Below are 25,379 nucleotides of genomic sequence, written 5' to 3' on the forward strand. Positions count from 1 at the left end.
TAAGCTGACTGATGCACCGCTTTCGCGAGCAAGCCCGCTCCCACATTTCGATTGGGGACAGGCTCTGAAATCCGGTTAGAGGCTCTTTGCAGACGCCGGGTTGATCATCCGCGCCAACCCAAGGTTCTTCAGCGCCAATTGCAGCGAGCTGTGGATAACTTGCGGGTTGTCGATAGTCATCAACTCCGCCAGCAGCTCCTTGGCCCGGCTCAGGTTGATCTGGCGCAGCATCCATTTCACCTTCGGCAAGTTGGTGGCGTTCATCGACAGGCTGTCAAAGCCCATCGCCATCAACAGCACAGCCGCCGCCGGGTCACCGGCCATCTCGCCGCAGATACTCACCTGCTTGCCTTCGGCATGGGCATCGCGCACCACGTTCTGCAAGGCTTGCAGCACCGCCGGGTGCAGGTAGTCGTAGAGGTCGGCCACCCGCGGGTTGTTGCGGTCCACGGCCAGCAGGTACTGGGTCAGGTCGTTGGAGCCCACCGACAGGAAGTCCACCTGCCGCGCCAGCTCCTTGGCCTGGTACACCGCCGCCGGAATCTCGATCATCACGCCAATCGGCGGCATCGGCACGTCGGCGCCTTCGTCGCGCACTTCGCCCCAGGCCCGGTGGATCAGGTGCAGGGCTTCTTCCAGCTCGTGGGTGCCGGAGATCATCGGGAGCAGGATGCGCAGGTTGTTCAGGCCTTCGCTGGCCTTGAGCATCGCGCGGGTCTGGACGAGGAAGATTTCAGGATGGTCGAGGGTAACGCGAATACCGCGCCAGCCAAGGAAGGGGTTGTCTTCCTTGATGGGGAAATACGACAGTGACTTGTCGCCGCCAATGTCCAGGCTGCGCATGGTCACCGGTAACGGATGGAAGGCGGACAATTGCTCGCGATAAATCGCCAGCTGCTCCTTCTCACTCGGAAAACGCTGGTTGATCATGAACGGCACTTCGGTGCGGTACAGGCCCACCCCTTCGGCGCCGCGCTGTTGTGCACGTGCCACGTCCGCCAGCAGGCCGGTGTTGACCAGCAGCGGTACGCGGTGGCCGTCGAGGGTCACGCAGGGCAGTTCCCGCAGGGCGTCGAGGCCCTGGGACAGCTGGCGTTCTTCTTCCACCACTTCGGCGTATTGCTTGCGCAGCACTTCGCTGGGGTTGGTGTAGACCTCGCCGTGGTAGCCGTCGACGATCATTTCGATGCCGTCGACCTTGGAATACGGCAGGTCCACCAGGCCCATCACCGTCGGAATGCCCATGGCCCGAGCCAGGATCGCGACGTGGGAGTTGCCCGAACCCAGTACCGAGACCAGGCCCACCAGTTTGCCTTCCGGCACTTCGCCGAGCATGGTGGCGGTCAGCTCTTCACTGATCAGGATGGTGTTGTCGGGGTACACCAACGTGGTCGAGCGCTCTTCCTGCAGGTAGGCCAGCAGACGGCGACCGAGGTCCTTCACGTCCGAGGCGCGCTCGCGCAGGTAGGCGTCGTCCATCAATTCAAAACGGTTGACGTGATCGGTGACCACCTGGCGCAGCGCGCCCTGGGCCCACTGGCCGGTCTTGATCACGTCCTTGACTTCGCTGCCCAGGGACGCGTCGTCGAGCATCATCAGGTACACGTCGAACAACGCCCGCTCTTCAGGCCGCAGCTGGGTGGCCAGCTTGGTCGAGAGGGTGCGCATGTCATTGCGCACGCCTTCGAGGGCGGTCTTGAACAGGATGATTTCAGCGTCGATGTCGGTGACGGTCTTGTCCGGCACCACGTCCAGGTCGGCGGGCGGCAGCATGACCACGGCGGTACCGACAGCAGCACCCGGCGAACCCGGCACGCCGACGAACTTGGCTTCCTGGATGCCCTTGCCCTGGCGCCCAAGGCCGCGAATCGAACCGGTGGCCTCGGCGTGGGCGATAACCCCGGCGAGCTGCGCGCTCATGGTCACAAGGAAGGCTTCTTCACCTTCGTCGAACTGGCGGCGTTCTTTCTGCTGGATGACCAACACGCCGACAACGCGGCGGTGGTGAATGATCGGCGCACCGAGGAACGAGGCGTAGCGCTCTTCACCGGTTTCGGCAAAGTAGCGATAACGCGGGTGATCGGCCGCGTTTTCGAGGTTCAGGGGTTCTTCACGCGTCCCCACCAGGCCCACCAGACCTTCATTGGGCGCCATGCTGACCTTGCCGATGGAGCGCTTGTTCAAGCCCTCGGTGGCCATCAGGACAAAACGGTTGGTCTCGGGGTCCAGCAGGTAAACCGAGCAGACCTGGCTGCCCATGGCTTCCTTGACGCGCAACACAATAATCCCCAACGCCGCCTTGAGATCCTTGGCGGAGTTAACTTCCTGGACGATCTTGCGCAGCGTATTGAGCATGGCTCGGGGTCGAACTCCGTCGTCAGTCGCGCGCTAAAAGGCGCGGGGCAAGCTCTTTAAGAGCGCGACGATAAACCTCGCGCTTGAATGTCACCACCTGGCCCAACGGATACCAATAACTGACCCAGCGCCAGCCATCGAACTCCGGTTTACCGGTCAAATCCATCCGCACCCGCTGCTCGTTGGAGATCAGGCGCAGGAGAAACCATTTCTGTTTCTGGCCGATGCACAGCGGTTGGCTGTGGGTACGCACCAGACGTTGCGGCAAACGATAGCGCAACCAGCCTCGGGTGCAGGCCAGAATTTGCACATCTTCACGTTCAAGGCCTACTTCTTCGTTCAACTCACGGTACAAGGCGTCTTCAGGGGTTTCGTCGGGGTTGATTCCGCCTTGAGGAAACTGCCAGGCATCTTGGTTGATACGGCGAGCCCATAGCACCTGTCCGGCATCATTCGTAAGAATAATCCCGACATTAGGACGGAAACCATCGGGGTCGATCACGGCAACAACCTCGCAAACGCATGTCACCGCATTGTTCCACAAAGATTGATACAGCGGCAACGAGGCTGCTTACCTTATGTGCACTCTTGTGAAAAGACCGTATTCTGGACGCCTTTTTACAGACTTTTCAGCGAGTAACTGCAATGCGCCTGGCTTTATTCGACTTGGACAACACGCTTTTGGGGGGTGACAGCGATCACGCCTGGGGCGATTACCTCTGTGAACGCGGGATTCTCGACGCCGTGGCCTACAAGGCCCGCAACGACGAGTTCTACCAGGACTACCTGGCCGGCAAGCTGGATAACGCCGAGTACCTGAATTTCTGCCTGGAAATCCTCGGCCGCACCGAGATGGCCCAGCTGGATGAATGGCATCGCGACTACATGCGCGACTGCATCGAGCCGATCATGTTGCCCAAGGCGGTTGAGTTGCTGGCCAAGCACCGGGCGGCGGGCGACAAGCTGGTGATCATCACCGCGACCAACCGTTTTGTGACGGCGCCGATTGCCGAGCGGCTGGGAGTTGAAACCCTGATTGCGACGGAATGCGAGATGCAGGATGGCCGCTACACCGGGCGCAGTACGGATATCCCGTGCTTTCGCGAGGGCAAGGTGACGCGCTTGAATCGCTGGCTGGAAGAGACCGGGTATAACCTAGAGGACAGCTACTTCTATAGCGACTCGATGAATGACCTGCCGCTGCTGGAGCAAGTTACGCATGCGGTGGCGGTGGATCCGGATCCGAATCTGCGGGCTGAGGCTGAGAAGCGTGGTTGGCCGGTGATTAGCCTGCGCAGCTGATAAAGCTTTCGCGAGCAAGCCCGCTCCCACATTTGCTCGAGTTCCACCTTTGGAATGCAGTCAAATGTGGGAGCGGGCTTGCTCGCGAATGGAGGCAACTCGGTCTCAAGCCTTAAACCGGCTTGGCACCCATCAACCCGGCAATCGCCACAAACCCCACCAGGCTCACCACCGCCAGCGCCACGGTAAAGTTCAAACTCCCCGCCCCGCCCAGCCGCAGCCGATTAAGCCGCACCACCAGCCAGAACCAGCTCAGCGCCGCCACGGTGTAGATCACGCTGGAACCCAGGATCCAGGTTTGCCCCAGCGGCCAGCCGATCAGGTGCGCCAGCCACCAGCCGGTGAACGGCATGCTCACCACGCAAATGCCCATCAACAACCACACAAACACCCACGGCCGCTGCACGGTATGGGCCGGCCCCGCGCTGCGTTTGCGCCAGGCCAGCACTGCCAGGGCGAGGCCGCTGAGCAGCAGCAACACCGTGGCCGCGATGTGGATAACTTTAAGGGTGGTCAGCGTTTCCATGTTCTCGATTCCTTGAAGGCCGCCCAGTCAGCGTAGTCGCTCAACCGAGGAACAGCTGGTAGGCCGGGTTATCACTTTCATCCCAGTACGGGTAGCCAATGGCCTCCAGCGCCGCCGGCACCAGGTGACGCTCGTCCGCCGGTACTTGCAGGCCCGCCACCACGCGCCCATCGGCGGCGCCGTGGTTGCGATAGTGGAACATCGAGATGTTCCAGCGCCCGCCCAATTTGTTAAGGAAGTTGAACAGTGCCCCCGGACGTTCCGGGAACTCGAAGCGGAACACCACCTCGTCGCTGACGTGCGCCGCATGGCCGCCGACCATATGGCGGATGTGCAGCTTGGCCAGTTCGTTTTCCGTCAGGTCCAGCACCGGGAAACCCTGGCTGGTGAGGCTGGCGATCAGCGCGCTGCGCGGGTCGTTTTCCGGGTGGGTCTGCACGCCGACAAAGATGTGCGCCTCGCGGCCTGAGTGGTAGCGGTAGTTGAATTCGGTAATCTGGCGCTTGCCCACGGCTTCGCAAAAGGCCTTGAAGCTGCCCGGTTTCTCGGGGATGGTCACGGCAATGATGGCTTCGCGGCCTTCCCCCAGCTCGGCGCGCTCGGCCACATGGCGCAGGCGGTCGAAGTTGACGTTGGCCCCGGAATCGATGGCCACCAGGGTTTGCCCGGTGATGCCACGGGTCTCGACGTATTTCTTGATACCCGCCACGCCCAGGGCGCCAGCCGGCTCCGTGATGGAGCGGGTGTCGTCGTAGATGTCCTTGATCGCCGCGCAGATTTCATCGGTGCTGACGGTAATCACTTCATCCACGTAATCCTTGCAGATGTCGAAGGTGTGCTGGCCGATCTGTGCCACCGCCACGCCGTCGGCGAAGATGCCCACGGTCGGCAGTACCACGCGCTCGCCCGCCGCCATGGCGGCTTGCAGGCAGTTGGAGTCGTCCGGCTCGACGCCGATGATCTTGATCTCGGGCCGCAGGTATTTCACGTAGGCCGCGATACCGGCAATCAGGCCGCCGCCGCCCACCGGGACGAAAATCGCGTCCAGCGGCCCCGGGTGCTGGCGCAGGATCTCCATTGCCACGGTGCCCTGCCCGGCAATGGTGTGCGGATCATCGTAGGGGTGAATGTAGACGTAGCCTTTTTCGTCGACCAGCTTCAGCGAATACGCCAGGGCTTCCGGGAAAGAATCCCCGTGCAGCACCACTTTGCCGCCACGGGAACGCACGCCTTCGACCTTGATCTCGGGGGTGGTCTTGGGCATCACGATGGTGGCCTTGACCCCCAGCACCTTGGCCGCCAGGGCCAGGCCCTGGGCATGGTTGCCCGCCGAAGCGGTGACTACGCCGCGCGCCCGTTCTTCGGCGCTCAGTTGGGTCAGCTTGTTATAGGCACCGCGAATCTTGAACGAGAACACCGGCTGCAAGTCTTCGCGCTTGAGCCAGACCTTGTTGCCAAGCCGCTCGGAGAGCTGGCGGGCGGTCTGCAGCGGGGTTTCTACGGCAACGTCGTAAACGCGCGAGGTGAGGATCTTTTTGACGTACTGTTCAAGCATCGGAAAGCATCACTGGGCGGGTTGGGCAGGGCCAAGGAGTCTAACCCAGCGTTTGGCCGGGCGACCACACGAAAACCGAGGTTTTGTTGGGTTATACTCGCGCCCCTCTTTACTCCCCGCCCGTTCCGGAGCCCGCATGACCCAGGATCAACTCAAACAGGCAGTGGCCCAGGCCGCCGTCGATTTAATCCTTCCTAAACTCGACGATAAAAGCATCGTCGGTGTCGGCACCGGTTCCACCGCCAATTGCTTTATCGATGCGCTGGCCCTGCACAAGGGCGCGTTCGACGGCGCGGTTGCCAGCTCCGAAGCCACCGCTGCGCGGCTCAAGGGCCACGGTATTCCGGTGTACGAGCTGAACACCGTCAGCGACCTGGAGTTCTACGTCGACGGCGCCGATGAAAGCGACGCACACCTGAACCTGATCAAGGGCGGCGGCGCAGCCCTGACCCGCGAGAAGATCGTCGCGGCCGTGGCCAAGACCTTCATCTGCATTGCCGACGCCAGCAAACTGGTGCCGGTACTCGGCGCGTTCCCGCTGCCGGTGGAAGTGATCCCGATGGCCCGCAGCCACGTGGCCCGCGAGCTGGTGAAACTGGGCGGCGACCCGGTGTACCGCGAAGGTGTGCTGACCGACAACGGCAACATCATCATCGACGTGTTCAACATGCAGATCACCAACCCGGTGGAACTGGAGCGCCAGATCAACGCGATCGTCGGCGTCGTCACCAACGGTTTGTTTGCGGCCCGTCCGGCTGACGTACTGCTGCTGGGCACCCCGGAAGGCGTAAAAACGCTTAAGGCGTAATGCAAAACCCGTGTGGGAGCGGGCTTGCTCGCGAATGCGCAGTGTCAGTCACTGAATATGGCGCCTGATACACCGCATTCGCGAGCAAGCCCGCTCCCACATTTGTTCTGCACATGACTCAAGACTTGGTTTTTTTGAATACATAGAAAAGATTGGGCTCACTGACCATGTACAACGTGCCGTCGTTGTCCATGGCGATCCCCTCGGCCTGAGGCACGCGCTGCTTCAGGCCATGGCGCCCCTTGAGCAGCGACAGGCTGCTCAGGGGGCGACCGTCGATATCCAGTTCCAGCACCAAAAATGACTCATCCGACAGCGCCAGCAGATGACCGCTGCGCTCGTCGTATTGCAGGCTCGACAGGTCGCGCACAAACAACCCGGCATCGCGCTTGGGGTTGTTGATCACGTGCACCGAGTAGGTTTTTTCCGGTTTGAAATGCGGAAAGCCGTGGACCTCGTAGATCAGCATCGGGTCGCGTTCCTTGGCCACAAACAGGCGCTTGCCCACCGAGTCATAGGCCAGGCCTTCGAAGCCCTTGTTGCCGCCCAGGTGCACGCCGAGGGTCATTTGCTCGGCGTCGGCGGCATCGAGGAATTGGGTGTCGTCATCCACGTGGACCTTGATCAGCCGCTGCTGGCGTTCGTCGCTGATCACGTAGGTGTTGTCGCTGATGTACTCCACGGCCTCGGCATCGCCAAACCCCACCAGCGCAATGCGCCGCAGGATTTTGCCGTCCAGGGACAGTTCGACCAGCTCAGCGTTCTTGTTGGTCACGGTAAACAGGCTGTTGCGCACCGGATCAAAGGTCAGTGCCGAGACATCATCGTTGAGGCCGTCGATCACCTGCGCCTCCAGGGCCACCCGGTAATCCCCAAGGCCAATGGAGTGCTCCCCGGCGGGATTGCGCCAGGATTGCCAGTTGAACCAGGCACGCTCAAACAGGCGCAATTGCTGGGCAACCACACCGCACGCCACCAGGGCGATCAGGATCAGGATAAAAAAAGCAGGTTTGGGGCGGGCAAGTCGACGCATCGGGCGGGGCTCAGAGTAAAAACTGGCGAATGAATATCACGGTCGCCTGAATTTAAACTTAAACGCCCCGGGTGTCTGGCGGATGCCGCAGATAGAGAGAAATCTGACGTAATCGAACTACTGCGCCTGCTTCTCGAAGCGATAGAACAGGTTCGGCTCGCTGACCATGTACAGCGTGCCGTTCTCATCCATCGTCACGCCTTCGGCACGCGGGATGGTCTTTTTCAAGCCATTGAAGCCACCCAGCAAGGTCATGAAGCTGACCTGCTCGCCCTTCTCGTCCAGTTCCAGCAACAGATGGGAGTCCGCCGACAGCGCCAGCAGGTGGCCGGTACGCGGGTCGACGGTCAGCGCCGACAGGTTGCGCATGTCCAGTTCAGTGCTGGCGAGCTTTTGCTTGGCGCCGGAGAGGGTCTGGCTGCCGTCGCTTTTCCAGGTGAACAGGGCCGGTGGGCGTTCTTCGCCGAGGATCAGCTGTTGGTTGCGCTTGTCCCAGGTCACCGCCTCAAAGGCTTTGTTCTGGTCCTTGGACGGGCCCAGGTCATAGGACGGGAAGTCGGCTTTGTTCAACTGCTGGGTCTGCGGGTCGACCTTGACGATGGTCAGGCTGTGCTGGCGCTCATCGACCACGGCCATCAGGCCGTTTTCCATCATGGTCACGCCTTCCGGGTTGTTCCAGCCGTTGAGCGGCATCTTGCGCAGCACGTCGCCTTGCAGGGTCAGTTCAACCAGGAACGGGTTCTTGCCCATCACCGAGAACAGGGTCTTGGTCAGCGGGTTGTAGGTGAGGTCCGAGGCTTCGTCCTTCTCCATGCCAGGCAGCAGCTTGGCGTCGATCACCGCGTGGTAGTCCGGGAGCCAGACGCTTTCCAGGCGCTCGGCCGGGGTTTCGAAGCCCTCCGCCACCCACAGCACGCCGCGGTCGTCCCAGTGCATCGCCCAGGCCACGCCGTAAATGATCGCGCCGGCGAGGAACAGCCAGGAATACCAGCGCATGGCAAGGCGTGAACGAAACGTGGGTTTTACGGATGGGAGAGGCACGGCCATTACGCTTTCCAGAAAGTCAGCTTTAGGGGATAGCACAGGATCACAAGGTCCGCGCGCAGGAGGCTGAGGATTATCCGGATGGGGTGTGAAAAAAATGCAAAAACCCGATTGGGTGGCAGTACACAGATCAAATGTGGGAGCGGGCTTGCTCGCGAATGCGGAGTATCAGTCACTGAATCTGTCACTGATACACCGCTTTCGCGAGCAAGCCCGCTCCCACATTTTTGACCGCGTTTCGCCAGGTATTCAGCGAACGCTGCTTTCGAAGCGGCTCACACCCGGCAATTCCAGCACCAGCTCGTCACCCACATTCAGCGGGCCCACGCCTGCCGGCGTACCGGTGAGGATCACATCCCCGGCCTGCAACGAGAAGCAGCCGGCCATGTACTGGATCATCGGGATGATCGGGTTGAGCATGATCGCGCTGTTGCCGTCCTGGCGCACTTCGCCGTTGATGGTCAGGCGGATGCCGATATCCGTCACATCCGGGAAAGTGCTGCCGACCACGAACGGGGCAATCACTGCCGCGCCATCAAACGACTTGGCGATTTCCCACGGCAAGCCCTTGGCTTTCAGCTCGGCCTGTTTGTCCCGCAGGGTCAGGTCCAGGGCCGGGGCGAAGCCGGAGATGGCGTCCAGCACTTCCTCGCGGCTCGGTTTGGCCGACAACGGCTTGCCGATCAACACCGCGATTTCCGCTTCGTAATGCACCGAACCGCGCTCGGTAGGGATGGCAAAACCGCCTTCCAGTGCCACTACGCAACTGCCGGGCTTGATAAACAGCAGCGGCTCGGTCGGTACCGGGTTATCCAGTTCCTTGGCGTGTTCGGCGTAGTTACGCCCGATGCACACCACCTTCCCCAGGGGAAAGTGAATATTGGTGCCGTCGACATACTTGTGCTGGTAGCTCATGGACCGACTCCTTCAGGGACTGTTAAACAGCGAAAATCTTGCCCGGGTTCATGATCCCGTTCGGGTCGAACACCGCTTTCACTGCCTTCATGTATTCAATTTCAACCGGCGAACGGCTGTAGGTCAGGTAATCGCGCTTGGTCATGCCCACGCCGTGTTCGGCGGAGATCGAGCCGTTGTACTTCTGCACGGTCTCGAACACCCACTTGTTGACGGTGGCGCACTTGGCGAAGAACTCGTCCTTGCTCAGGTTTTCCGGCTTGAGAATGTTCAGGTGCAGGTTGCCGTCGCCGATGTGGCCGAACCAGACGATTTCGAAGTCCGGGTAGTGTTCGCCGACAATCGCGTCGATTTCCTTCAGGAAGGCTGGCACTTTCGACACAGTCACCGAAATGTCGTTCTTGTACGGCGTCCAGTGGGAGATGGTCTCGGAGATGTACTCGCGCAGCTTCCACAGGTTGTGCAGTTGGGTTTCGCTCTGGCTCATCACGCCGTCCAGCACCCAGCCCTGCTCGACGCAGTGTTCGAACGTGGCCAGGGCATCGTTGGCCACTTCTTCGGTGGTCGCTTCAAATTCCAGCAGCGCGTAGAACGGGCAGTCGGATTCGAACGGCGCCGGCACGTCGCCACGACCGAGGACTTTGGCCAGGGCCTTGTCGGAAAAGAATTCGAAGGCGGTCAGGTCCAGCTTGCTCTGGAAGGCGTGCAGCACCGGCATGATCGAGTCGAAGTCGGTGGTGCCGAGCACCATCGCGGTAAGGTTTTTCGGCGCCCGGTCCAGGCGCATGGTCGCTTCGACCACAAAGCCCAGGGTGCCTTCAGCGCCGATGAACAGCTGGCGCATGTCGTAGCCGGTGGCGTTCTTGATCAGGTCTTTGTTCAGTTCCAGCAGGTCGCCCTTGCCGGTGACGACTTTCATACCGGCGACCCAGTTACGGGTCATGCCGTAGCGAATGACCTTGATCCCGCCGGCATTGGTGCCGATATTGCCGCCAATCTGGCTGGAACCCGACGAGGCGAAATCCACCGGGTAGTACAGGCCTTTTTCTTCGGCGACGTTCTGCAATTGCTTGGTGACCACACCCGGCTGGCACACGGCGGTGCGGTCGGTGAGGTTCACGTCGAGAATCTGGTTCATATAGTCGAACGACACAACCACTTCGCCATTCGCAGCGACGGCAGCGGCCGACAGGCCGGTACGACCACCGGACGGCACCAGCGCGACCTTGTGCTCATTGGCCCAACGGACGATGGCCTGCACCTGCTCGGTGGTCTTCGGGAAGACGATGGCCACCGGGGCCGGCGCAAAATGCTTGGTCCAGTCCTTGCCATAAGCCTCAAGGGAGTCAGCATCGGTCAGGACCTTGCCAGGCTCAACCAGGGTCTTCAGCTCATCAATCAGGGCAGGATGGGTCATCGACAGAACTCTCGAACAATTCATGGTCATCCTGAGAACGCTTCACGTCGCAGGAATGGGTGTTTAGCGGGGCACGTATGCTAGCATACCGCCCCCGCAGGATAGTGCCCAAGGGCGTTCTGCGGTGACGGCTTTCCTGCCGTCCGGGTCAGCTTACGTGATCCGATTCCCTGCCATTTTTCTCCGGGATACAGGTTTACGCAGATGAGCAAGACTTCTCTCGATAAGAGCAAGATCAAGTTCCTTCTTCTGGAAGGCGTCCACCCATCGGCCGTCGAAGTCCTGAAGGCCGCCGGGTACACCAGCATTGAGTACATCACCAGTTCTCTGCCGGAAGCCCAGCTCAAGGAAAAGATCGCCGACGCGCACTTTATCGGCATTCGCTCCCGCACTCAGCTGACCGAAGAGATCTTCGATCACGCCAAGAAGTTGGTAGCTGTCGGCTGTTTCTGCATCGGCACCAACCAGGTCGACCTCAACGCAGCGCGCGAGCGCGGCATCGCGGTGTTCAACGCACCGTACTCCAACACCCGCTCCGTTGCTGAGCTGGTATTGGCCGAGGCGATCCTGTTGCTGCGCGGTATTCCCGAGAAGAACGCTTCCTGCCACCGTGGCGGCTGGATCAAGAGCGCAGCCAACTCCTTCGAAATCCGCGGCAAGAAGCTGGGTATCGTCGGTTACGGTTCGATCGGTACTCAACTGTCGGTATTGGCCGAAGGCCTGGGCATGCAGGTGTTCTTCTACGACACCCTGACCAAGCTGCCATTGGGTAACGCCACCCAGGTGTCGAGCCTGACCGAGCTGCTGGGCATGTCCGACATCGTGACCCTGCACGTACCGGAAACCGCTGAGACCCAGTGGATGATCGGCGAGAAGGAAATCCGCGCCATCAAGAAGGGCGGGATCCTGATCAACGCTGCACGCGGCACCGTGGTCGAGCTGGACGCCCTGGCCGACGCGATCAAGGACAAGCACCTGATCGGCGCCGCCATCGACGTGTTCCCGGTTGAGCCGCGCTCTAACGACGACATCTTCGAAAGCCCGCTGCGTGGCCTGGACAACGTGATCCTGACCCCGCACATCGGCGGCTCCACCGCTGAAGCCCAAGCCAACATCGGCCTGGAAGTGTCGGAGAAACTGGTCAAGTACAGCGACAACGGTACGTCGGTGTCCTCGGTCAACTTCCCGGAAGTGGCTCTGCCGGCGCACCCTGGCAAGCACCGTCTGCTGCACATCCACCAGAACATCCCTGGCGTGATGATGGAGATCAACAAGGTCTTCGCGGAAAACGGCATCAACATTTCCGGTCAGTTCCTGCAGACCAACGAGAAAGTCGGCTACGTGGTTATCGACGTAGACGCCGAGTATTCGGACCTGGCGCAAGAGAAGCTGCAACACATCAACGGCACTATCCGTAGCCGCGTGTTGTTCTAATCGCTAAACGCGCATAAAAAAGGGAGACCCTCGGGTCTCCCTTTTTTTGTCTGAACAAATCTTACTTGACGTTAACCGTGATGACTTTCGAGGCTACAGTCGGGTTGAACTGCATGTGCAGTTTGTCGCCGGCTACCAGTTGCAGCGTGTGCTTGCCTGGGGTGAGGGTCAGCTCGGTTTCGGTCTGTGCCTTGCCGTAGTGGATCACGGTATCGGTGGCCGGGATCGGCACGCTGGCATCCGGCAATTCTTTCTGGTCGATCAGCAGGTGGTGGTGGCCGGTGCCCGGATCCTGACTGGTGGCCGGAGCCAGTTTCAGGCCTTCCATGCCGAATTTCACGGTGAAGGTTTTATCGACGGTGGCGCCATCTTTGGGCGACACGATGAACACTTTGGCACCTTCTGGTGGAGCGCTGCGCGGGATGCCATCAGCAGCGGTCGCCAGCATCGAAGCGCCCAGCAATAGGCTGGCCAGGGTTGCACGGGTCAAAAAGGCTTTCATTCACTTCTCCAGTTTTTCCGGGAAATCTGTAGGGTTATGACAACTTCGCAACAAATTGCTGTCCAAGGCATTCAACACCATAGCAAAGCGAGCCTGAACAACGCTTCGCTCATTCGAATTCTTTAGGAGCGACCATGCGTTTCCTGCCTGGCCTGTTACTTTTACTGCCCCTTGCAAGTCCCTTGGCCCATGCCGAACTGATCGACGATGTATTTGACCGCGGGGAACTGCGCATCGCAATGGAAGCCAACACCCCGCCCTTCAACTTCAAGGAAGGCGACAAACTCACCGGTTTTGAAGTGGAGCTGGGTGAGTTGCTGGCCAAGGAAATGGACGTACGCCCCTCCTTTATCACCGTCGATGCCGCCGAGTTGCTGCCCGGCGTGGAAAGCGCCAAGTACGACGTGGCCATCAACCATATCGCTATGACTCCTGAACTGGCGGATCGTTTCGACTTCAGCGAGCCCTACAGCTACTCCAGCGCACAGCTGATCGTGCGCAAGCAGGAACAGCGCCCGTTGGGCAGCTTTGCGGCGCTCAAGGGCAAGGCGTTGGGCGTGGCCCAGGGCAGCCAGTTTGTCGAGCAGGCGCGCACCGCCGAGGGCGTTGATTTGCGCAGCTATGCCGATGCCAGGCAGCCGATCAAGGACGTTGCCGATCAACAGATCGATGCCGCCATCAGTGATCGGCTGCTGATTCCCTACGCGATTCGCGACAGCCAGCTGCCGGTGAAGGAAGGCGCAGACGTCGGCCCGACGCTGAGCCTGGCGATTCCGTTCCAGAAGGGTAACCCGGCGTTCAAGGCCAGCCTGGACAAGGCTCTGCAACGGATTAAGGCCGATGGCCGGCTGACGGCGTTGTCGGAGAAGTGGTTCGGGATGGATGCGAGCAAGCCGGTGAAAAAGGCCGAATAAACGACTCGGTCAATGTGGGAGCGGGCTTGCTCGCGAATGCGGTGGCTCGGCTTGAGCATCGGGTGACTGACACTGCGCTTTCGCGAGCAAGCCCGCTCCCACATGTTGATCTATGTCGGGCTTGAGCATTTTGCCAGGGCCGCTGCCGCTTCGGGCAATTCCAGCTCACTGAACACCAGCACCCCATGGCGCTTGAGCAAGGCCGCCGTCACGCCTTCGCCCGTGACCTTCACGCCGGTGAAGGTACCGTCATAGGTCAGCAAATTGCCGCACGACGGGCTGTTGGCCTTGAGTACGGCGACGCGGATATTGTGACGCTGTACCAGCGCCAATGCCTGGCGGGCGCCATCGAGGAAGGCTTCGCTGAAGTCTTCCCCCTGGGCCGTCAGCACCTGGGCGCGGCCTTCCCACACGTCAATCCCCTGCCCGCCCGGGATTTCGGCAGACGGCCGTGGCGTCGGCAAGCCACCCGCCACTTCCGGGCACACGGCAACCACCCGGCCTTCGGCCTGCCACGCGGCCAATTGATCGAAAGGCCCGCTGGCCCCTCCGTCGTAGCGTACCCGGTGCCCCAGCAGGCAGCGGCTGACCAGAATCTTTTGCATCATCAAAACGGCTCGTTGCCCCGCCGGCGAAACCAGCCGGTGAGGGACAGGCGTTCGCGGGTGGCGGGCATGACTTCATGGGGGATTTCCCCCGACAGGAATACCACCAGGCAACCGCCGGTGGGCACCACATCGTATTCGACGTCGCCCTTGAGGTACATGCGCAACTGGCCGCCATGTTCCGGCAGCCAGGCGTTGTTCAAGTAGATCACTGCCGACACCATGCGCCGGTCGTCATCGCGAAAACGGTCCACATGCTTGAGGTAAAACGCCCCCGGCGGGTACATCGCGAAGTGGCTTTCGAAGTCTTCCAGGCCCAGGAACAGGCCACGGTTCATCGCCACCCGCAGGCTGTCCATCAGCTCCAGGTAGTTATCGCAGGCCACCACCTCGCCCGGCTCCAGCCACTGGATATGGTCACCCCGGATGCCCTCGCGAATCTCCTGGGAAGGCCCCCGTCCGACCGCCGCGGGCGCCAATTCACCTTCGGCGGCGCGTTTTTGGCACTCAGCCGCCAGTTCGAGGGTCAGAGCCTCGGGCAGGAAGATATTCTGCTGCGACCAGCCTTGTGCGGCCAGGTCATCGACAATGCGTAACAGCAGCGGGTGATCGGAGGGTATGGGCATGGCGCGCATAGTATCCATACGCCTGTGAATCCGACAGAGCCGCCGAGCGTCTGAATACACTTTAGTCAGGTGACCGATAGGATTTCTCGACAAATCCTACGCCCGACACGGACAATAGTGGCCGACTGACAGGAGTCCATATGCGTCGTTTGTTTTTTTCCTTGCTGATGTTCTGCGTTTTGCCCGCCTGGGCAGACAGCCATGACCAGTTGTACAAGGTCGCCGGCTGGGCAGACCAGCGCGCGCATTTTAATGACGCCCTCAGTGCCGCCCAGCAACGCTACCGCAACAGCCTGCCGCCGGCGGTGTATCAGGCGCTGGTGGACAACAGCAATAAACGCTTCGCGCCCCAGTCGGTAGACCAGCGCGCCGAAGCGCAACTGCGCAAGAATTTGGCGGACCCTAAGCCGGCACTGGCCTTCTTCCAGTCGCCGCTGGGCCGCAAGATTGTCGCCGCCGAGTTGCTGGCCACCCGCCGCGATCAACTGGCGAAGAACGCCCAGGGCTTGCCGCACATGGAAGCCGATGCCACCCGCAGCCTGATCATCGGCCACCTGGCCCAGGCCTTGCCTGCGCGGGAAGCCGGGGCTGAAGTCAGCCTGGCGATTGCCGGCGTGGCGGCCGACAGCTTGAGCCAGATGATCCCCGGGCTGTTGGGCGGAGGCCAGGCGCAGGGCATGTTGAACGGCCAGCGTGAGCGCCTGATGCAGCAGATCGGCAACGATCTGAACAACACGCTGTTGTACGTCTACCGGGATTTGTCCGACCCGGAGCTGGAAGAGTTCGCGACGTTCGCGGAGTCGCCGGAGGGCAAGGCGTACTACAAGGCGGCACTGGCGGCGATTCGCGCCGGGCTGGCGGTCGGCCAAAGCACCTCGAGCCTGGCGCAGTAACCCTGTGGGAGCGGGCTTGCTCGCGAAGACGGTGTGCCAGTCACTGGTTATGCTAACTGATCGACCGCCTTCGCGAGCAAGCCCGCTCCCACATTTGGATTGCGTTATTTCAGGTGGTCGGTGAGAAACCTGAAGTATTGCTGCCGAATCTCCGGAATCTCATTCGCCAAGTGATGCCTGCCACGCGGCAGCATCAACACCTCCGGTTGGTCGAACTTGCTGCGCAGCACCTTCAGGTTGTGCTGCCAGTCCACCGTCATGTCTTCCTCACCCTGCACGATCAACGGCCGCCGCGTGCTGCGTGGCGCCGCTTCAACACGTTTGATCCAGCGCGCCAGGGCGCCCACCCAGGCAGTCGGCAACTGCCGTGGCTGCAACGGGTCGGCCTCCAGGAACGGCTTGAACTGCGGGTCGTTGGTGTTATCGCTGAAACGCCGGGCGATGCCTTTGACGAACGGCCGGAGCAGGTAATAACTGAGCTGCGACCAGCCCCAGGCGCGGGGCCGCACCAGCGGTGACAACAGGAACGTCTTGCCCTGGGCCGGGCTGTCGACGCCATGGCTAAGCAGGTGATCCACCACAATCGCGCCGCCGGTGCTTTGCCCGAACAAGTGCCACGGCTGCGGCAATTGCAGCGCCCTGGCCTGTTCAAATAACGCCTGCACCACGTCCTGGTACACCGCAAAGTCATCAATGCTGGCCCGCTCGCCGCTGGACAGGCCGTGGCCCGGCAAGTCGCAGGCGATCACCACAAAACCCTGGTCCAGCGCCCAGTCCACGGCATGCCGGTACAGGCCCATATGGTCGTAGAAGCCATGGAACAGGAACATCGTCGCCACCGGCACCGGTGGCCACCACACCTGGCAGACCACGTCGAACCCATCCACCGCAAACCGCCCCAGGCGGCTTGTCGCGGGCACCTTGCGGGCAGCGAGGTCCAGGCCGTAGAAGCGCTGGTAGACCCGGGCCTCGGCTGAAAGCGGCTGCGCGTCCACCAGTGGGCGCAAGCTTTCGCGTAGATGATCAGGGTCAAACGTAACGGGCATAAGAACTTCCAGACTGTGGCTTCAACGCATTGAACAGATGAATATCGAGCCGCGATATTCATCTGTCAGGGCAAGCATGGCAAGCTACGCGTCCTCCGAGGATTGATCCAAATGCGACAGCCCTACCGCACCACCCTCTTCGCCAGCCTGATCGTGATCATTTGCGCCGGGGTGTTGTGGGCGGCGTATGACTGGTTCCAGGGACGCTACCTGCGGGCATTCAGTGAGCATACGGCGGTGTTTTCCGGTGACAGCCTGAGCCTGCCGGCCGAGCTTGCCGGCCCGGGCCCGATCCGCCTGGTGCACTTCTGGGACCCCGCCTGCCCGTGCAATGTCGGCAACCAGCAGCACCTTGGCGAGTTGATCGAGCAGTACGCCCCCCAGGGCGTGGAGTTCTATTCCCTGCAGAAAGCCGGCAGCCACGGGCAGTTGCCCGCCACCCTGGGCTCGATGAAGGCCCTCAAGGCCGTGCCCGGCGCCCAGCATCTGCCGGCCAGCCCTGCCGTGGGCATCTGGGACCGCAGCGGCAAGCTGGCGTATTTCGGGCCCTACAGTGAAGGGTTGACGTGTAACTCCAGCAACAGCTTTATCGAGCCGATCCTGCAAGCCCTCGAAGGCGGACGCGAGGTCAATGCGACCCACACCCTGGCGGTCGGCTGTTATTGCGAGTGGAACGGGGAAACGTCTCCACCCTGACCGGGCAAGCTGAACAGACGCTGTTCGTTCGACAAACTCGAACAACTGTATCGGCACGCTCCTGTATCGTAAGCAACTAGCCGTACAAGCAGACGACACGGGAACACATGAGCCAATTAACCATCATCCTCTGGATACTCAACGTCATCGTTGATACGTCCGGCCAGTTGGCGTTCAAAGCCGCAGCCTCAGCCAGCGCCGAGCATGACGGCATGGCCCACTGGCGCCATATGCTCAAGCGTCCGTGGATCTGGCTGGGCATCATCTGCTATGTGTTCGAATTCGTGCTGTGGCTGGCCTTCCTGACACTGGTGCCGTTGTCGGTCGGGGTGATGCTGGGCTCCATCAATATTGTCGTGATCATGATTGCCGGGCGTTTCCTGTTCAAGGAAAGCCTGAGCAAATGGCGGTTGATCGGCATCATGCTGATCGCCTGTGGCGTGACCGTCGTGGGGTTCGAGTAATGAAACGGTTTTATATCCTGGGTTTTCTGTCGCTGATCATTTTCGATACCTTGGCGCAGGTCAGTTTCAAGTTCGCCTCGATTCATGCCGAACCGCTGACGATGGACGCCGCCTGGTTGATCCGCGTGTTCGGTGCGCCATGGATCTACGGCGCATTCGTGGGCTACATCGGCGCGTTTTTCACCTGGATGACGCTGTTGAAATACGCCCCGGTGGGCCCGGCGTTTGCGGCGTCACACCTGGAGCTGATCAGCGTGACGCTGATCTCCGTGTGGCTATTCAATGACACCTTGACCCTGCCCAAGGTCGTCGGCGGCGCGCTGATCATTGCGGGCATCCTGTGCCTGGCGCGCAGCGAAGACAAAGAAAGCAAGACCGTCGAGGCCGAACCCTCGCAGACGCTGGCGTCATGACGCCCGTTGTCAGCCAGCGGGAGATTCCGCCAACGGCGGGGCTTCCCCTGCGCTGGCAGGACTTGTTCAACCGCTCGGGCGACCTGGCCCGCGACCTGGCCCGACAGCTCGACATCCCGCTGCCGGCCCTGCCCTGCTCCGGCACCGCCGCGCTGATCATGGCGCTGCGGGTGTTGCAGCAGCGCACGCCGGGGCGCACCGAGCTTATCGTGCCGGCCTATACCTGCCCGCTGGTGGCCCTGGCGGCCCATCACTGCCCGCCTTTGCGCGTGGTGGCGTGCGATCTGCAGCCCGGCAGCATCGACCTGGACGAACACCAGCTGGCGCAGCTGTGCAACCAAAACACCTTGGCGATCGTCGTCACTCACCTGGCCGGGCGTGTGGCGGATGTGGAGGCTGCCAAGCGCATTGCCGAGCCACTCGGCATTGCGGTGATCGAAGACGCCGCCCAAGCCATGGGCGCACTGGATGATGGAAAAAGCGTCGGACTGAAAGGCGACATCGGCTTTTTCAGCATGGCGCTGGGCAAAGGCCTGACGACGGCTGAAGGCGGTGTGTTGTTCAGCCGGGATCCGGCGCTGCATCAGGCGTTGCACCAGCAATGCCGGCAGGACTTGCCCTTCAGCCTGCGCTGGGAAGTGCAACGCAGCGCCGAGCTGTGGGGCTATGCTGCGGCGTATCAGCCCCGCGGGCTGAGGTACGTGTACGGCAAGCCGCTGCGGGCGGCGTTGGCGCGGGGCGATGAAGTGGCGGCGGTAGGCGACGACTTTTCCGTCAACGATATTCCGTTGCACCGCCTCGGCGGCTATCGCCAGAAGGTCGGCGCCGCAGCCCTGGCCCGCTTGCCCGAGCATTTGCAGCAAGGCCGCCTGCGGGCCTTGCGTCGCGTGGCGCAGTTGAGCAGCTTGCCCGGCGTGTCGGTGTTGACCGACAGCCCGGGCCAGCAAGGCACCTGGCCGTTCCTGATGGTGGTGATGCCCAGCGCACAAACCCGCGATACCGCGATGGCGCAGCTGTGGACGGCAGGCCTGGGCGTGACCCGCCTGTTCATCCACGTATTGCCGGGCTACCCGGCACTCACCCCGCTGTTACAGCAAGGCGCCGATATCCCCCGCGCGCAAAGCTTCGCCGCCCAGACACTGTCGATCAGCAATAGCCACTGGCTGACGGACGAGCTGTTCGAGCAAGTGCTGGATCATCTGCGGCGGATTCTTAAACGCTAGGCCCAGCTTTGATCGATACGGGTCAACAGGCGCGCATTCAGCTCATTCTGCTGCTGTTGCCAGATCACCACCTGGTTTTCCGGCAGCTCTTCCTGGCCATCCGACGCACTCAGCCAGCGCTTGAACTTGCTCTGGTAGTGGTAGGCGGACACGTCGCCGGTAATGTCCGCGCCAATAATGCTGCCGTGGCAGGCATCGATCAGCGCATTCAAATGCTTCTCCAGAAACTCGCCCTGGTCCCAGTTGGTATTCACCACCTGCGGGCTCAGCACGTCTTTGTCGATGGAGAGATACACCGGCAGCGAAGGGTCGAGCTGCGCCAGGAACGCGCTCATCAACTCGTCCGCGCTGGTGAATGCACGATTGCTGCGGCCTGCGCCGATCCAGTTCAACCAGCGGGTATCGACGTTGGTGTTCCAGTAGGTCAGCTTGCGTTTCACCAGCGGCGACCAGTGATTCTCCCAGGCGTGCTTAAGGGAAATGTCCGGCGAGCCAATGCCCAGCACGTGAACGTGCTCGACCTGCGGCAGGCGGCTGGCCCAGTAGACCCAGGACCCACAATGGATACCAAACGGATAACGCATGTTGTCCGGGTGGTTATCGCAAATGATCAGCTGGATCTTTTGCTGGGTGGGAAGACGGCTCAACAACAGCTGGCTGAGGTGGTGATAATCACCGCTGCCGGTAAACACACAGCCGTAGTCGCTGGGCATCTGCGCGCGCAGGGCGTTCTCCAGCTCCTTGAACTGCGCCCAGCGGCAGCCGAAACGGATCTTCTCCTGCCAGGCTTGCAACGGCAGGGTAAGGGCGCCGGGAATGTTATTCACGGCCCCGTCAAAATCGAGGATCAATGCGGGACGGGCCTGGCTCATGCGGTTTGCTCCTGCTGCCACTGGGTATCGCTTTCAAAATGGTGCCGGAAACGGTTCATCACTTTGCGCAGCAGCGGGTTCCTCACCCAGACCAGATGGCGGGTAAACGTGAACTTGGCGCCGAGGCTGGCCTTGACCTGTGGGTCGGTCCACCCCGCGACATAAAACTGCAGGCCCTTTTCCAGGGCGAACTCCAGGTTCACAAACCAGCTGACGAAGTACAGGTTGTGCTCCAGCGCCAGCGGGTAGTTCAGGCCGATGTACTTGTCGAGCAACTTGCCGTCTTGCTGGTAGCACAGGTTATAGCCAACCAGTTCGTCCTCGTCCCAGTAGCAGAACACATGCCCGCCGCTGTCGGCATCGGTGAGCAACTGGATGAAGAATTCGGGCGTGAGCAAGTCGAAGTGGATTTCGCTCTGTGCGTACACCGCCTTGTACAGCCGATACAGTTCCTGCTGCCATTGCTCATCGCTGAAGCGGGCATCGCCGGTGTCCAGGATCTCGATGCGCAGCTCATCACGGCTGCGTAGCTTGCGGCGGATATTGCGGCGACGGCTGTGGGACAACCGCGACAGATACTCATCCGTCGAGCTGAAGTCGATCGGTACATAGGCCAGCGCCTGGCCCTCTACATTGATGAATCCGCGCTGGGTGCAGGCCTCGATCAACGCGTGTGCGTAGCGATTGTCCTCAACGCTGAGCAGCGGAGAATCCAGCGGCACATCCTTGACGATGGTGAGCTTGCGTTGCGGTGCACACTCCTGTTGCAGCCATTGCGCCATGTCCTGTGGCGGTACGTTCAGCGGGAACGGGGAATATTCGCTGACCGTGGTGCCGATAAAACAGGTGTCGATATGCAGCCATGACTGCCACAAACGGTACCCCGGCCAACTGCGCAGGCGGCTACGCAGCTCATCGTCGGCGGTGGTCTGCAGGTCGAACCGGGTAAAAAAGTACGGCAGTCCCTGTGCTGACAGCTGGGCAGTGAAACCCACCGGCGGGTATCGCAAAAAATTGCTGATCAGCGATGGCGTTTCCATGCAGCAGGCATAAGGCACCTGTGCACGGCTGGGATCTGTCATAAATTGCATTCCGAAAGTGATAGCAAAGGCGCGCCCGGATGACGGGGTGAATCATCGCGCCGCTGGTTTCATGTAACAGAGTAAACATAATACTCCGCCCACCCGCGGCCCACTTCAGAACCCCCACTTCATGCAGCTCAGGTTCAGGGAGCACGAACCCGAGAGCATTTTCCGCAGCGCTCGCCAAACCCACTAAACTGCCCGAATCTTCACGGTGACCGACTAATAAGGGACAACCCATGAAACGCATCCTGACCGCGCTGGCCATCCTGCTCGCAGCCCTTATGGTTGGCGCCGGCTGGTACGTGTACAGCAAGCAGCCGACTCGCCAGGGCACGGTGGAGCTGGCCCACCTGCAAGGCTCGGTCACCGTGCGCTACGACGACCGAGGCGTGCCGCATATCCGCGCCGAGAATGAGACCGACCTGTACCGCGCCCTCGGCTACGTGCATGCCCAGGACCGGTTGTTCCAGATGGAGATCATGCGGCGCCTGTCCCGTGGCGAGCTGGCCGAGGTGCTGGGGCCCAAATTGCTGGAAACCGACAAACTGTTCCGCAGCCTGCGCATTCGCGAGCGCGCCTTGAGCTACGTCGAACACATGGACCATGAGTCTGCGTCCTGGAAGGCCCTGCAAGCCTACCTGGACGGGGTCAACCAGTATCAGGACAGCCACGCCAAACCCATGGAGTTCGACGTACTGGGCATCCCCAAGCGTCCGTTTACCGCCGAAGACACCATCAGCGTCGCCGGCTACCTGGCCTACAGCTTTGCCGCCGCCTTTCGTACCGAACCGTTGCTGACCTACGTCCGCGATCAACTGGGCAACGATTACCTGAAGGTCTTCGACCTCGATTGGCAACCCAAGGGCGCGCTGAACCTGGCGGCCGGTGACTGGAAAGACCTCGGCGCCATTGCCCAGTTGAGCGAACAGGCCATGGCCGACAACGGCCTGCCGCAGTTCGAAGGCAGCAACGCCTGGGCCATCAGCGGCAGCCGCACCAAGAGCGGCAAACCGTTGCTGGCGGGTGACCCGCATATCCGTTTCTCGGTGCCGTCGGTGTGGTACGAGGCGCAGCTGTCGGCGCCGGGCTTCGAGCTTTACGGCTATCACAACGCGCTGGTGCCGGTGGCGTTCCTGGGCCACAACAAGGATTTCGGCTGGAGCCTGACCATGTTCCAGAACGATGACCTCGACCTGATCGCCGAGAAGGTCAACCCGGACAACCCCAACCAGGTCTGGTACCACGACAAGTGGGTGGACATGACCAGCAGCGAGCAACAGATCGCGGTCAAGGGCCAGGACCCGGTAACCTTGACGCTGCGCACCTCGCCCCACGGTCCGATCATCAACGACGTGCTCGGCGAGAATGCCGGCAAGACGCCGATTGCCATGTGGTGGGCATTCCTGGATACCGAAAACCCGATCCTCGACGGTTTCTATCAGCTCAACCGTGCCGATACCCTCGCCAAAGCGCGTGCGGCGGCGGCCAAGGTCCAGGCGCCTGGCTTGAACATCGTATGGGCCAATGCCAAGGGCGATATCGGCTGGTGGGCGGCGGCGCAATTGCCGATCCGCCCGGCCGGGGTCAACCCGGGCTTTATCCTCGACGGCAGTACCGCCCAGGCGGACAAGCTCGGTTTCTACCCATTCAGCGCCAACCCCCAGGAAGAAAACCCGGCCCGCGGTTATGTGGTGTCCGCCAATGCCAAGCCCGCGTCACCCACCGGCATGCCGATCCCCGGGTATTACAACCTGGCAGACCGTGGCCAGCAGTTGAACGCGCAACTGAGCGACAACAGCGTGAAATGGGACGTGGACAACAGCCAGGCCTTGCAGCTCGGCACCACCACCGCCTACGGCCCACGGCTGCTGGCACCGCTGCTGCCGGTGCTGCGTGACGTGGTCAAGGACCCGGCGCAGTTGAAGCTGGTGGAGCAACTGGCAGCCTGGAAAGGCGATTACCCGCTGGGCTCCACCAGTGCCACGCTGTTCAACCAGTTCCTGTTCAACCTCACTGACGCGGCGTTCCACCCGAAACTGGGCGATGGGATGTTCAAGACCTTGCTCACCACCCGGGTAGTGGACGCAGCCTTGCCGCGCCTGGCCGCTTCAGCGGATTCGCCGTGGTGGGATGGCCACCGCGCCGAGACCGTCAAGCTTGCCTGGGACAACAGCCTGCAACACCTCAAGGCGACCTTTGGTGACGACCCATCGCAGTGGCAATGGGGCAAGGCCCACACCCTGACCCACGGCCATCCACTGGGCTCGCAGAAGCCGTTGGACAAGATCGTCAACGTAGGCCCGTTTGCCGCTCCCGGCACCCATGAAGTGCCCAACAACCAATCCGCACAGATCGGCCCGGCGCCGTGGCCGGTGACGTACGGGCCGTCGACCCGGCGCCTGATTGATTTCGCCGATGCCGCCCATGGGCTGACCATCAACCCGGTCGGGCAGAGTGGTGTGCCGTTCGACAAGCACTATTCCGATCAGGCGGAGACGTACATCGAAGGCGGGTATGAGCAGGCGCATTTCAATGATGAGGAAGTGACGGCGAATACTCGTAGTACGCTCAAGCTGTTGCCGGCCCGGACACCGCAATAACTGAAGAAACAAAAAACCAATGTGGGAGCGGGCTTGCTCGCGAATGCGGTGGATCAGTCAATACATCTGGTGACTGACACTCCGCATTCGCGAGCAAGCCCGCTCCCACATTTTGATTTGCGTTGTTGCTTCTAGCGGGTACGCAGCCGCCCCGGCGCCTCACCGTAGGTTTCCTTGAATTTCTTGCTGAACGCCGCCTGGGATTGATACCCCGCCCGAGCGGCAATATCCGTCAGGCTCAGCCGCGACTGATGCAGCAGGTTGAACGCCAGCTCCATGCGCAACTGCGTCAGCAACACCCACGGCGACACGCCTGCCACTTTGACAAACCCACGCATGAAGGTCGCCCGGGACATCGACGCGGCGCTGGCCAGGCTGTCGATGGTCCACTCATGCCCGGGATCCGCCAGCATCGCCTGCCAGGCCTTGCCCAGGCGTTTGTCGGTCAACAAGGCAAAGGTGCCCGCCACCGGCGCTTGCTGCGTCAGCCATGCCCGCAGGATCAGGGTGAACAACGCCGACGACAGCGCATCAATGAAAAACCGCGCCCCCAGCCGCTGCCCGTCCGCCTCGCTGCGCAGCAGTGCGATCAATGCCGCCAACTGCCCATCGGCCTGCCACTGCCGGCTGGACACCACCAGGTAGTCCGGCAACGCACTGAACAGCAACGACTGGCGGTTGTAGCGAAAGCTGCCGCAGAGCATGTCCACGTCCGGTTGCTCACCGCCCAGGCGATGGATCGGCAGCAAGCCGCCTTCGATCACGGTCTGCGCCACCGGCTTTACCCGCGCGCCCTGGCTGCGCACCAAGTGCGTCGCGCCACCGGGCATCAACAGGATGTCGCCCTCCTCCAACGTCACCTGCTGCCCGCCGGACAATTCGGCGCGGCACGTGCCCGTCAGCACAATGTGATACGGCGCCACGCCCAGCGGCTCGGGCTCGTGGTCCATGGCCCAGGCGCCCTGGAACTGGCAACGCAAGTCCAGGCTGCCCCGCAGGTTGGCCAACGCGATGAGGGTGTCGATGGAGTTCATTTGCGAGCATCGGTCAA

Annotated in this window: 25 protein-coding genes; 10 read left to right on the forward strand and 15 right to left on the reverse strand. The window is 61.5% G+C overall.

What is annotated here, in order from left to right; all coding sequences use genetic code 11:
- Nucleotides 1–75: 75 nt before the first annotated feature.
- Together ptsP and V6607_RS31175 are read right to left on the reverse strand one after the other, a co-directional pair.
- Nucleotides 76–2,355 (reverse strand): phosphoenolpyruvate--protein phosphotransferase, encoded by a 2,280-nt coding sequence (gene ptsP / locus V6607_RS31170; protein ID WP_003213828.1) that lies wholly within the window; start codon nucleotides 2,353–2,355, stop codon nucleotides 76–78.
- Between the two features lie 22 nt (nucleotides 2,356–2,377).
- Nucleotides 2,378–2,857 carry an RNA pyrophosphohydrolase gene (locus tag V6607_RS31175; RefSeq protein ID WP_003176750.1) on the reverse strand — a complete coding sequence of 160 codons (480 nt, stop codon included), beginning with the start codon at nucleotides 2,855–2,857 and terminating at the stop codon, nucleotides 2,378–2,380.
- A 143-nt stretch (nucleotides 2,858–3,000) separates the two neighbouring features.
- On the opposite strand from V6607_RS31175, the gene V6607_RS31180 reads away from it, so the two are divergent.
- Entirely contained in the window at nucleotides 3,001–3,657 is a 657-nt protein-coding gene (locus V6607_RS31180) for an HAD family hydrolase (RefSeq protein ID WP_134327489.1), read from the forward strand.
- Between the two features lie 112 nt (nucleotides 3,658–3,769).
- Here V6607_RS31180 and V6607_RS31185 read toward each other — a convergent pair whose 3' ends face one another.
- Nucleotides 3,770–4,183 (reverse strand): DUF2269 family protein, encoded by a 414-nt coding sequence (locus V6607_RS31185; protein WP_008438937.1) that lies wholly within the window; start codon nucleotides 4,181–4,183, stop codon nucleotides 3,770–3,772.
- A 40-nt stretch (nucleotides 4,184–4,223) separates the two neighbouring features.
- Entirely contained in the window at nucleotides 4,224–5,738 is a 1,515-nt protein-coding gene (gene ilvA, locus V6607_RS31190) for a threonine ammonia-lyase, biosynthetic (protein WP_003213834.1), read from the reverse strand.
- A 136-nt stretch (nucleotides 5,739–5,874) separates the two neighbouring features.
- Here ilvA and rpiA point away from each other — a divergent pair, with 136 nt between their 5' ends.
- A complete protein-coding gene (rpiA, locus tag V6607_RS31195) occupies nucleotides 5,875–6,546 on the forward strand; it encodes a ribose-5-phosphate isomerase RpiA (RefSeq protein ID WP_008438935.1) in 672 nt (223 codons plus the stop codon).
- 118 nt (nucleotides 6,547–6,664) lie between these two features.
- Here rpiA and V6607_RS31200 read toward each other — a convergent pair whose 3' ends face one another.
- From V6607_RS31200 to V6607_RS31215, 4 genes are all read right to left on the reverse strand, one after another.
- Entirely contained in the window at nucleotides 6,665–7,579 is a 915-nt protein-coding gene (locus V6607_RS31200) for an SdiA-regulated domain-containing protein (protein WP_003213837.1), read from the reverse strand.
- A gap of 117 nt (nucleotides 7,580–7,696) precedes the next feature.
- Nucleotides 7,697–8,626 (reverse strand): SdiA-regulated domain-containing protein, encoded by a 930-nt coding sequence (locus tag V6607_RS31205; protein WP_134327490.1) that lies wholly within the window; start codon nucleotides 8,624–8,626, stop codon nucleotides 7,697–7,699.
- A gap of 246 nt (nucleotides 8,627–8,872) precedes the next feature.
- The gene (locus V6607_RS31210; RefSeq protein WP_003213842.1) at nucleotides 8,873–9,538 is read right to left on the reverse strand and encodes a fumarylacetoacetate hydrolase family protein; all 666 of its coding nucleotides are present in this window, start codon (nucleotides 9,536–9,538) and stop codon (nucleotides 8,873–8,875) included.
- 22 nt (nucleotides 9,539–9,560) lie between these two features.
- Complete coding sequence (locus tag V6607_RS31215) at nucleotides 9,561–10,955, reverse strand: FAD-binding oxidoreductase (protein ID WP_003213844.1); 1,395 nt, start codon at nucleotides 10,953–10,955, stop codon at nucleotides 9,561–9,563.
- Between the two features lie 204 nt (nucleotides 10,956–11,159).
- Between V6607_RS31215 and serA the strand changes: the two genes are divergently transcribed.
- Nucleotides 11,160–12,389: a phosphoglycerate dehydrogenase gene (gene serA / locus V6607_RS31220; RefSeq protein WP_003213846.1), complete on the forward strand. Its 1,230-nt coding sequence runs from the start codon at nucleotides 11,160–11,162 to the stop codon at nucleotides 12,387–12,389.
- A gap of 61 nt (nucleotides 12,390–12,450) precedes the next feature.
- On the opposite strand, the gene V6607_RS31225 is transcribed toward serA, so the two are convergent.
- On the reverse strand, nucleotides 12,451–12,891 hold the full coding sequence (locus tag V6607_RS31225; RefSeq protein ID WP_003213848.1) for a DUF4399 domain-containing protein: 441 nt from the start codon (nucleotides 12,889–12,891) through the stop codon (nucleotides 12,451–12,453).
- A gap of 134 nt (nucleotides 12,892–13,025) precedes the next feature.
- Here V6607_RS31225 and V6607_RS31230 point away from each other — a divergent pair, with 134 nt between their 5' ends.
- Entirely contained in the window at nucleotides 13,026–13,805 is a 780-nt protein-coding gene (locus V6607_RS31230; protein WP_087693266.1) for a transporter substrate-binding domain-containing protein, read from the forward strand.
- Nucleotides 13,806–13,915: 110 nt separating this feature from the next.
- On the opposite strand, the gene V6607_RS31235 is transcribed toward V6607_RS31230, so the two are convergent.
- Complete coding sequence (locus V6607_RS31235) at nucleotides 13,916–14,410, reverse strand: DUF523 domain-containing protein (RefSeq protein ID WP_063033885.1); 495 nt, start codon at nucleotides 14,408–14,410, stop codon at nucleotides 13,916–13,918.
- A 2-nt stretch (nucleotides 14,411–14,412) separates the two neighbouring features.
- Complete coding sequence (locus V6607_RS31240) at nucleotides 14,413–15,045, reverse strand: 2OG-Fe(II) oxygenase (protein ID WP_003213854.1); 633 nt, start codon at nucleotides 15,043–15,045, stop codon at nucleotides 14,413–14,415.
- A gap of 131 nt (nucleotides 15,046–15,176) precedes the next feature.
- Between V6607_RS31240 and V6607_RS31245 the strand changes: the two genes are divergently transcribed.
- A complete protein-coding gene (locus V6607_RS31245; protein ID WP_008438922.1) occupies nucleotides 15,177–15,929 on the forward strand; it encodes a DUF2059 domain-containing protein in 753 nt (250 codons plus the stop codon).
- A gap of 104 nt (nucleotides 15,930–16,033) precedes the next feature.
- Here the strand turns inward: V6607_RS31245 and V6607_RS31250 are convergent, their stop codons facing one another.
- Nucleotides 16,034–16,975, reverse strand: coding sequence for an alpha/beta hydrolase (locus V6607_RS31250; RefSeq protein WP_134327491.1), 942 nt, complete (start codon nucleotides 16,973–16,975; stop codon nucleotides 16,034–16,036).
- A 111-nt stretch (nucleotides 16,976–17,086) separates the two neighbouring features.
- On the opposite strand from V6607_RS31250, the gene V6607_RS31255 reads away from it, so the two are divergent.
- The 4 genes from V6607_RS31255 to V6607_RS31270 all read left to right on the forward strand — a co-directional run bounded on the left by V6607_RS31255 (nucleotide 17,087) and on the right by V6607_RS31270 (nucleotide 19,771).
- Nucleotides 17,087–17,671: a DUF6436 domain-containing protein gene (locus tag V6607_RS31255; RefSeq protein ID WP_003213861.1), complete on the forward strand. Its 585-nt coding sequence runs from the start codon at nucleotides 17,087–17,089 to the stop codon at nucleotides 17,669–17,671.
- Between the two features lie 107 nt (nucleotides 17,672–17,778).
- Nucleotides 17,779–18,135, forward strand: coding sequence for an EamA family transporter (locus V6607_RS31260; protein WP_003213864.1), 357 nt, complete (start codon nucleotides 17,779–17,781; stop codon nucleotides 18,133–18,135).
- Complete coding sequence (locus tag V6607_RS31265) at nucleotides 18,135–18,548, forward strand: EamA family transporter (protein ID WP_003213866.1); 414 nt, start codon at nucleotides 18,135–18,137, stop codon at nucleotides 18,546–18,548. Before V6607_RS31260 ends, V6607_RS31265 begins: the two co-directional genes overlap by 1 nt.
- Entirely contained in the window at nucleotides 18,545–19,771 is a 1,227-nt protein-coding gene (locus V6607_RS31270) for a DegT/DnrJ/EryC1/StrS family aminotransferase (protein ID WP_134327492.1), read from the forward strand. The genes V6607_RS31265 and V6607_RS31270 overlap by 4 nt, the downstream gene beginning before the upstream one ends.
- On the opposite strand, the gene V6607_RS31275 is transcribed toward V6607_RS31270, so the two are convergent.
- On the reverse strand, nucleotides 19,768–20,643 hold the full coding sequence (locus V6607_RS31275) for a hypothetical protein (RefSeq protein WP_134327493.1): 876 nt from the start codon (nucleotides 20,641–20,643) through the stop codon (nucleotides 19,768–19,770). The two genes, V6607_RS31270 and V6607_RS31275, sit on opposite strands and share 4 nt — an antisense overlap.
- Entirely contained in the window at nucleotides 20,640–21,725 is a 1,086-nt protein-coding gene (locus V6607_RS31280; protein WP_134327494.1) for a GNAT family N-acetyltransferase, read from the reverse strand. Before V6607_RS31280 ends, V6607_RS31275 begins: the two co-directional genes overlap by 4 nt.
- Before the next feature lie 239 nt (nucleotides 21,726–21,964).
- On the opposite strand from V6607_RS31280, the gene V6607_RS31285 reads away from it, so the two are divergent.
- The gene (locus V6607_RS31285) at nucleotides 21,965–24,328 is read left to right on the forward strand and encodes a penicillin acylase family protein (protein ID WP_134327495.1); all 2,364 of its coding nucleotides are present in this window, start codon (nucleotides 21,965–21,967) and stop codon (nucleotides 24,326–24,328) included.
- A 131-nt stretch (nucleotides 24,329–24,459) separates the two neighbouring features.
- Here the strand turns inward: V6607_RS31285 and V6607_RS31290 are convergent, their stop codons facing one another.
- Nucleotides 24,460–25,362 carry an AraC family transcriptional regulator gene (locus V6607_RS31290; RefSeq protein WP_134327496.1) on the reverse strand — a complete coding sequence of 301 codons (903 nt, stop codon included), beginning with the start codon at nucleotides 25,360–25,362 and terminating at the stop codon, nucleotides 24,460–24,462.
- Nucleotides 25,363–25,379 lie beyond the last annotated feature (17 nt).

The organism is Pseudomonas sp. KK18 (genome assembly GCF_037094675.1).
Classification (GTDB): Bacteria; Pseudomonadota; Gammaproteobacteria; order Pseudomonadales; family Pseudomonadaceae; genus Aquipseudomonas.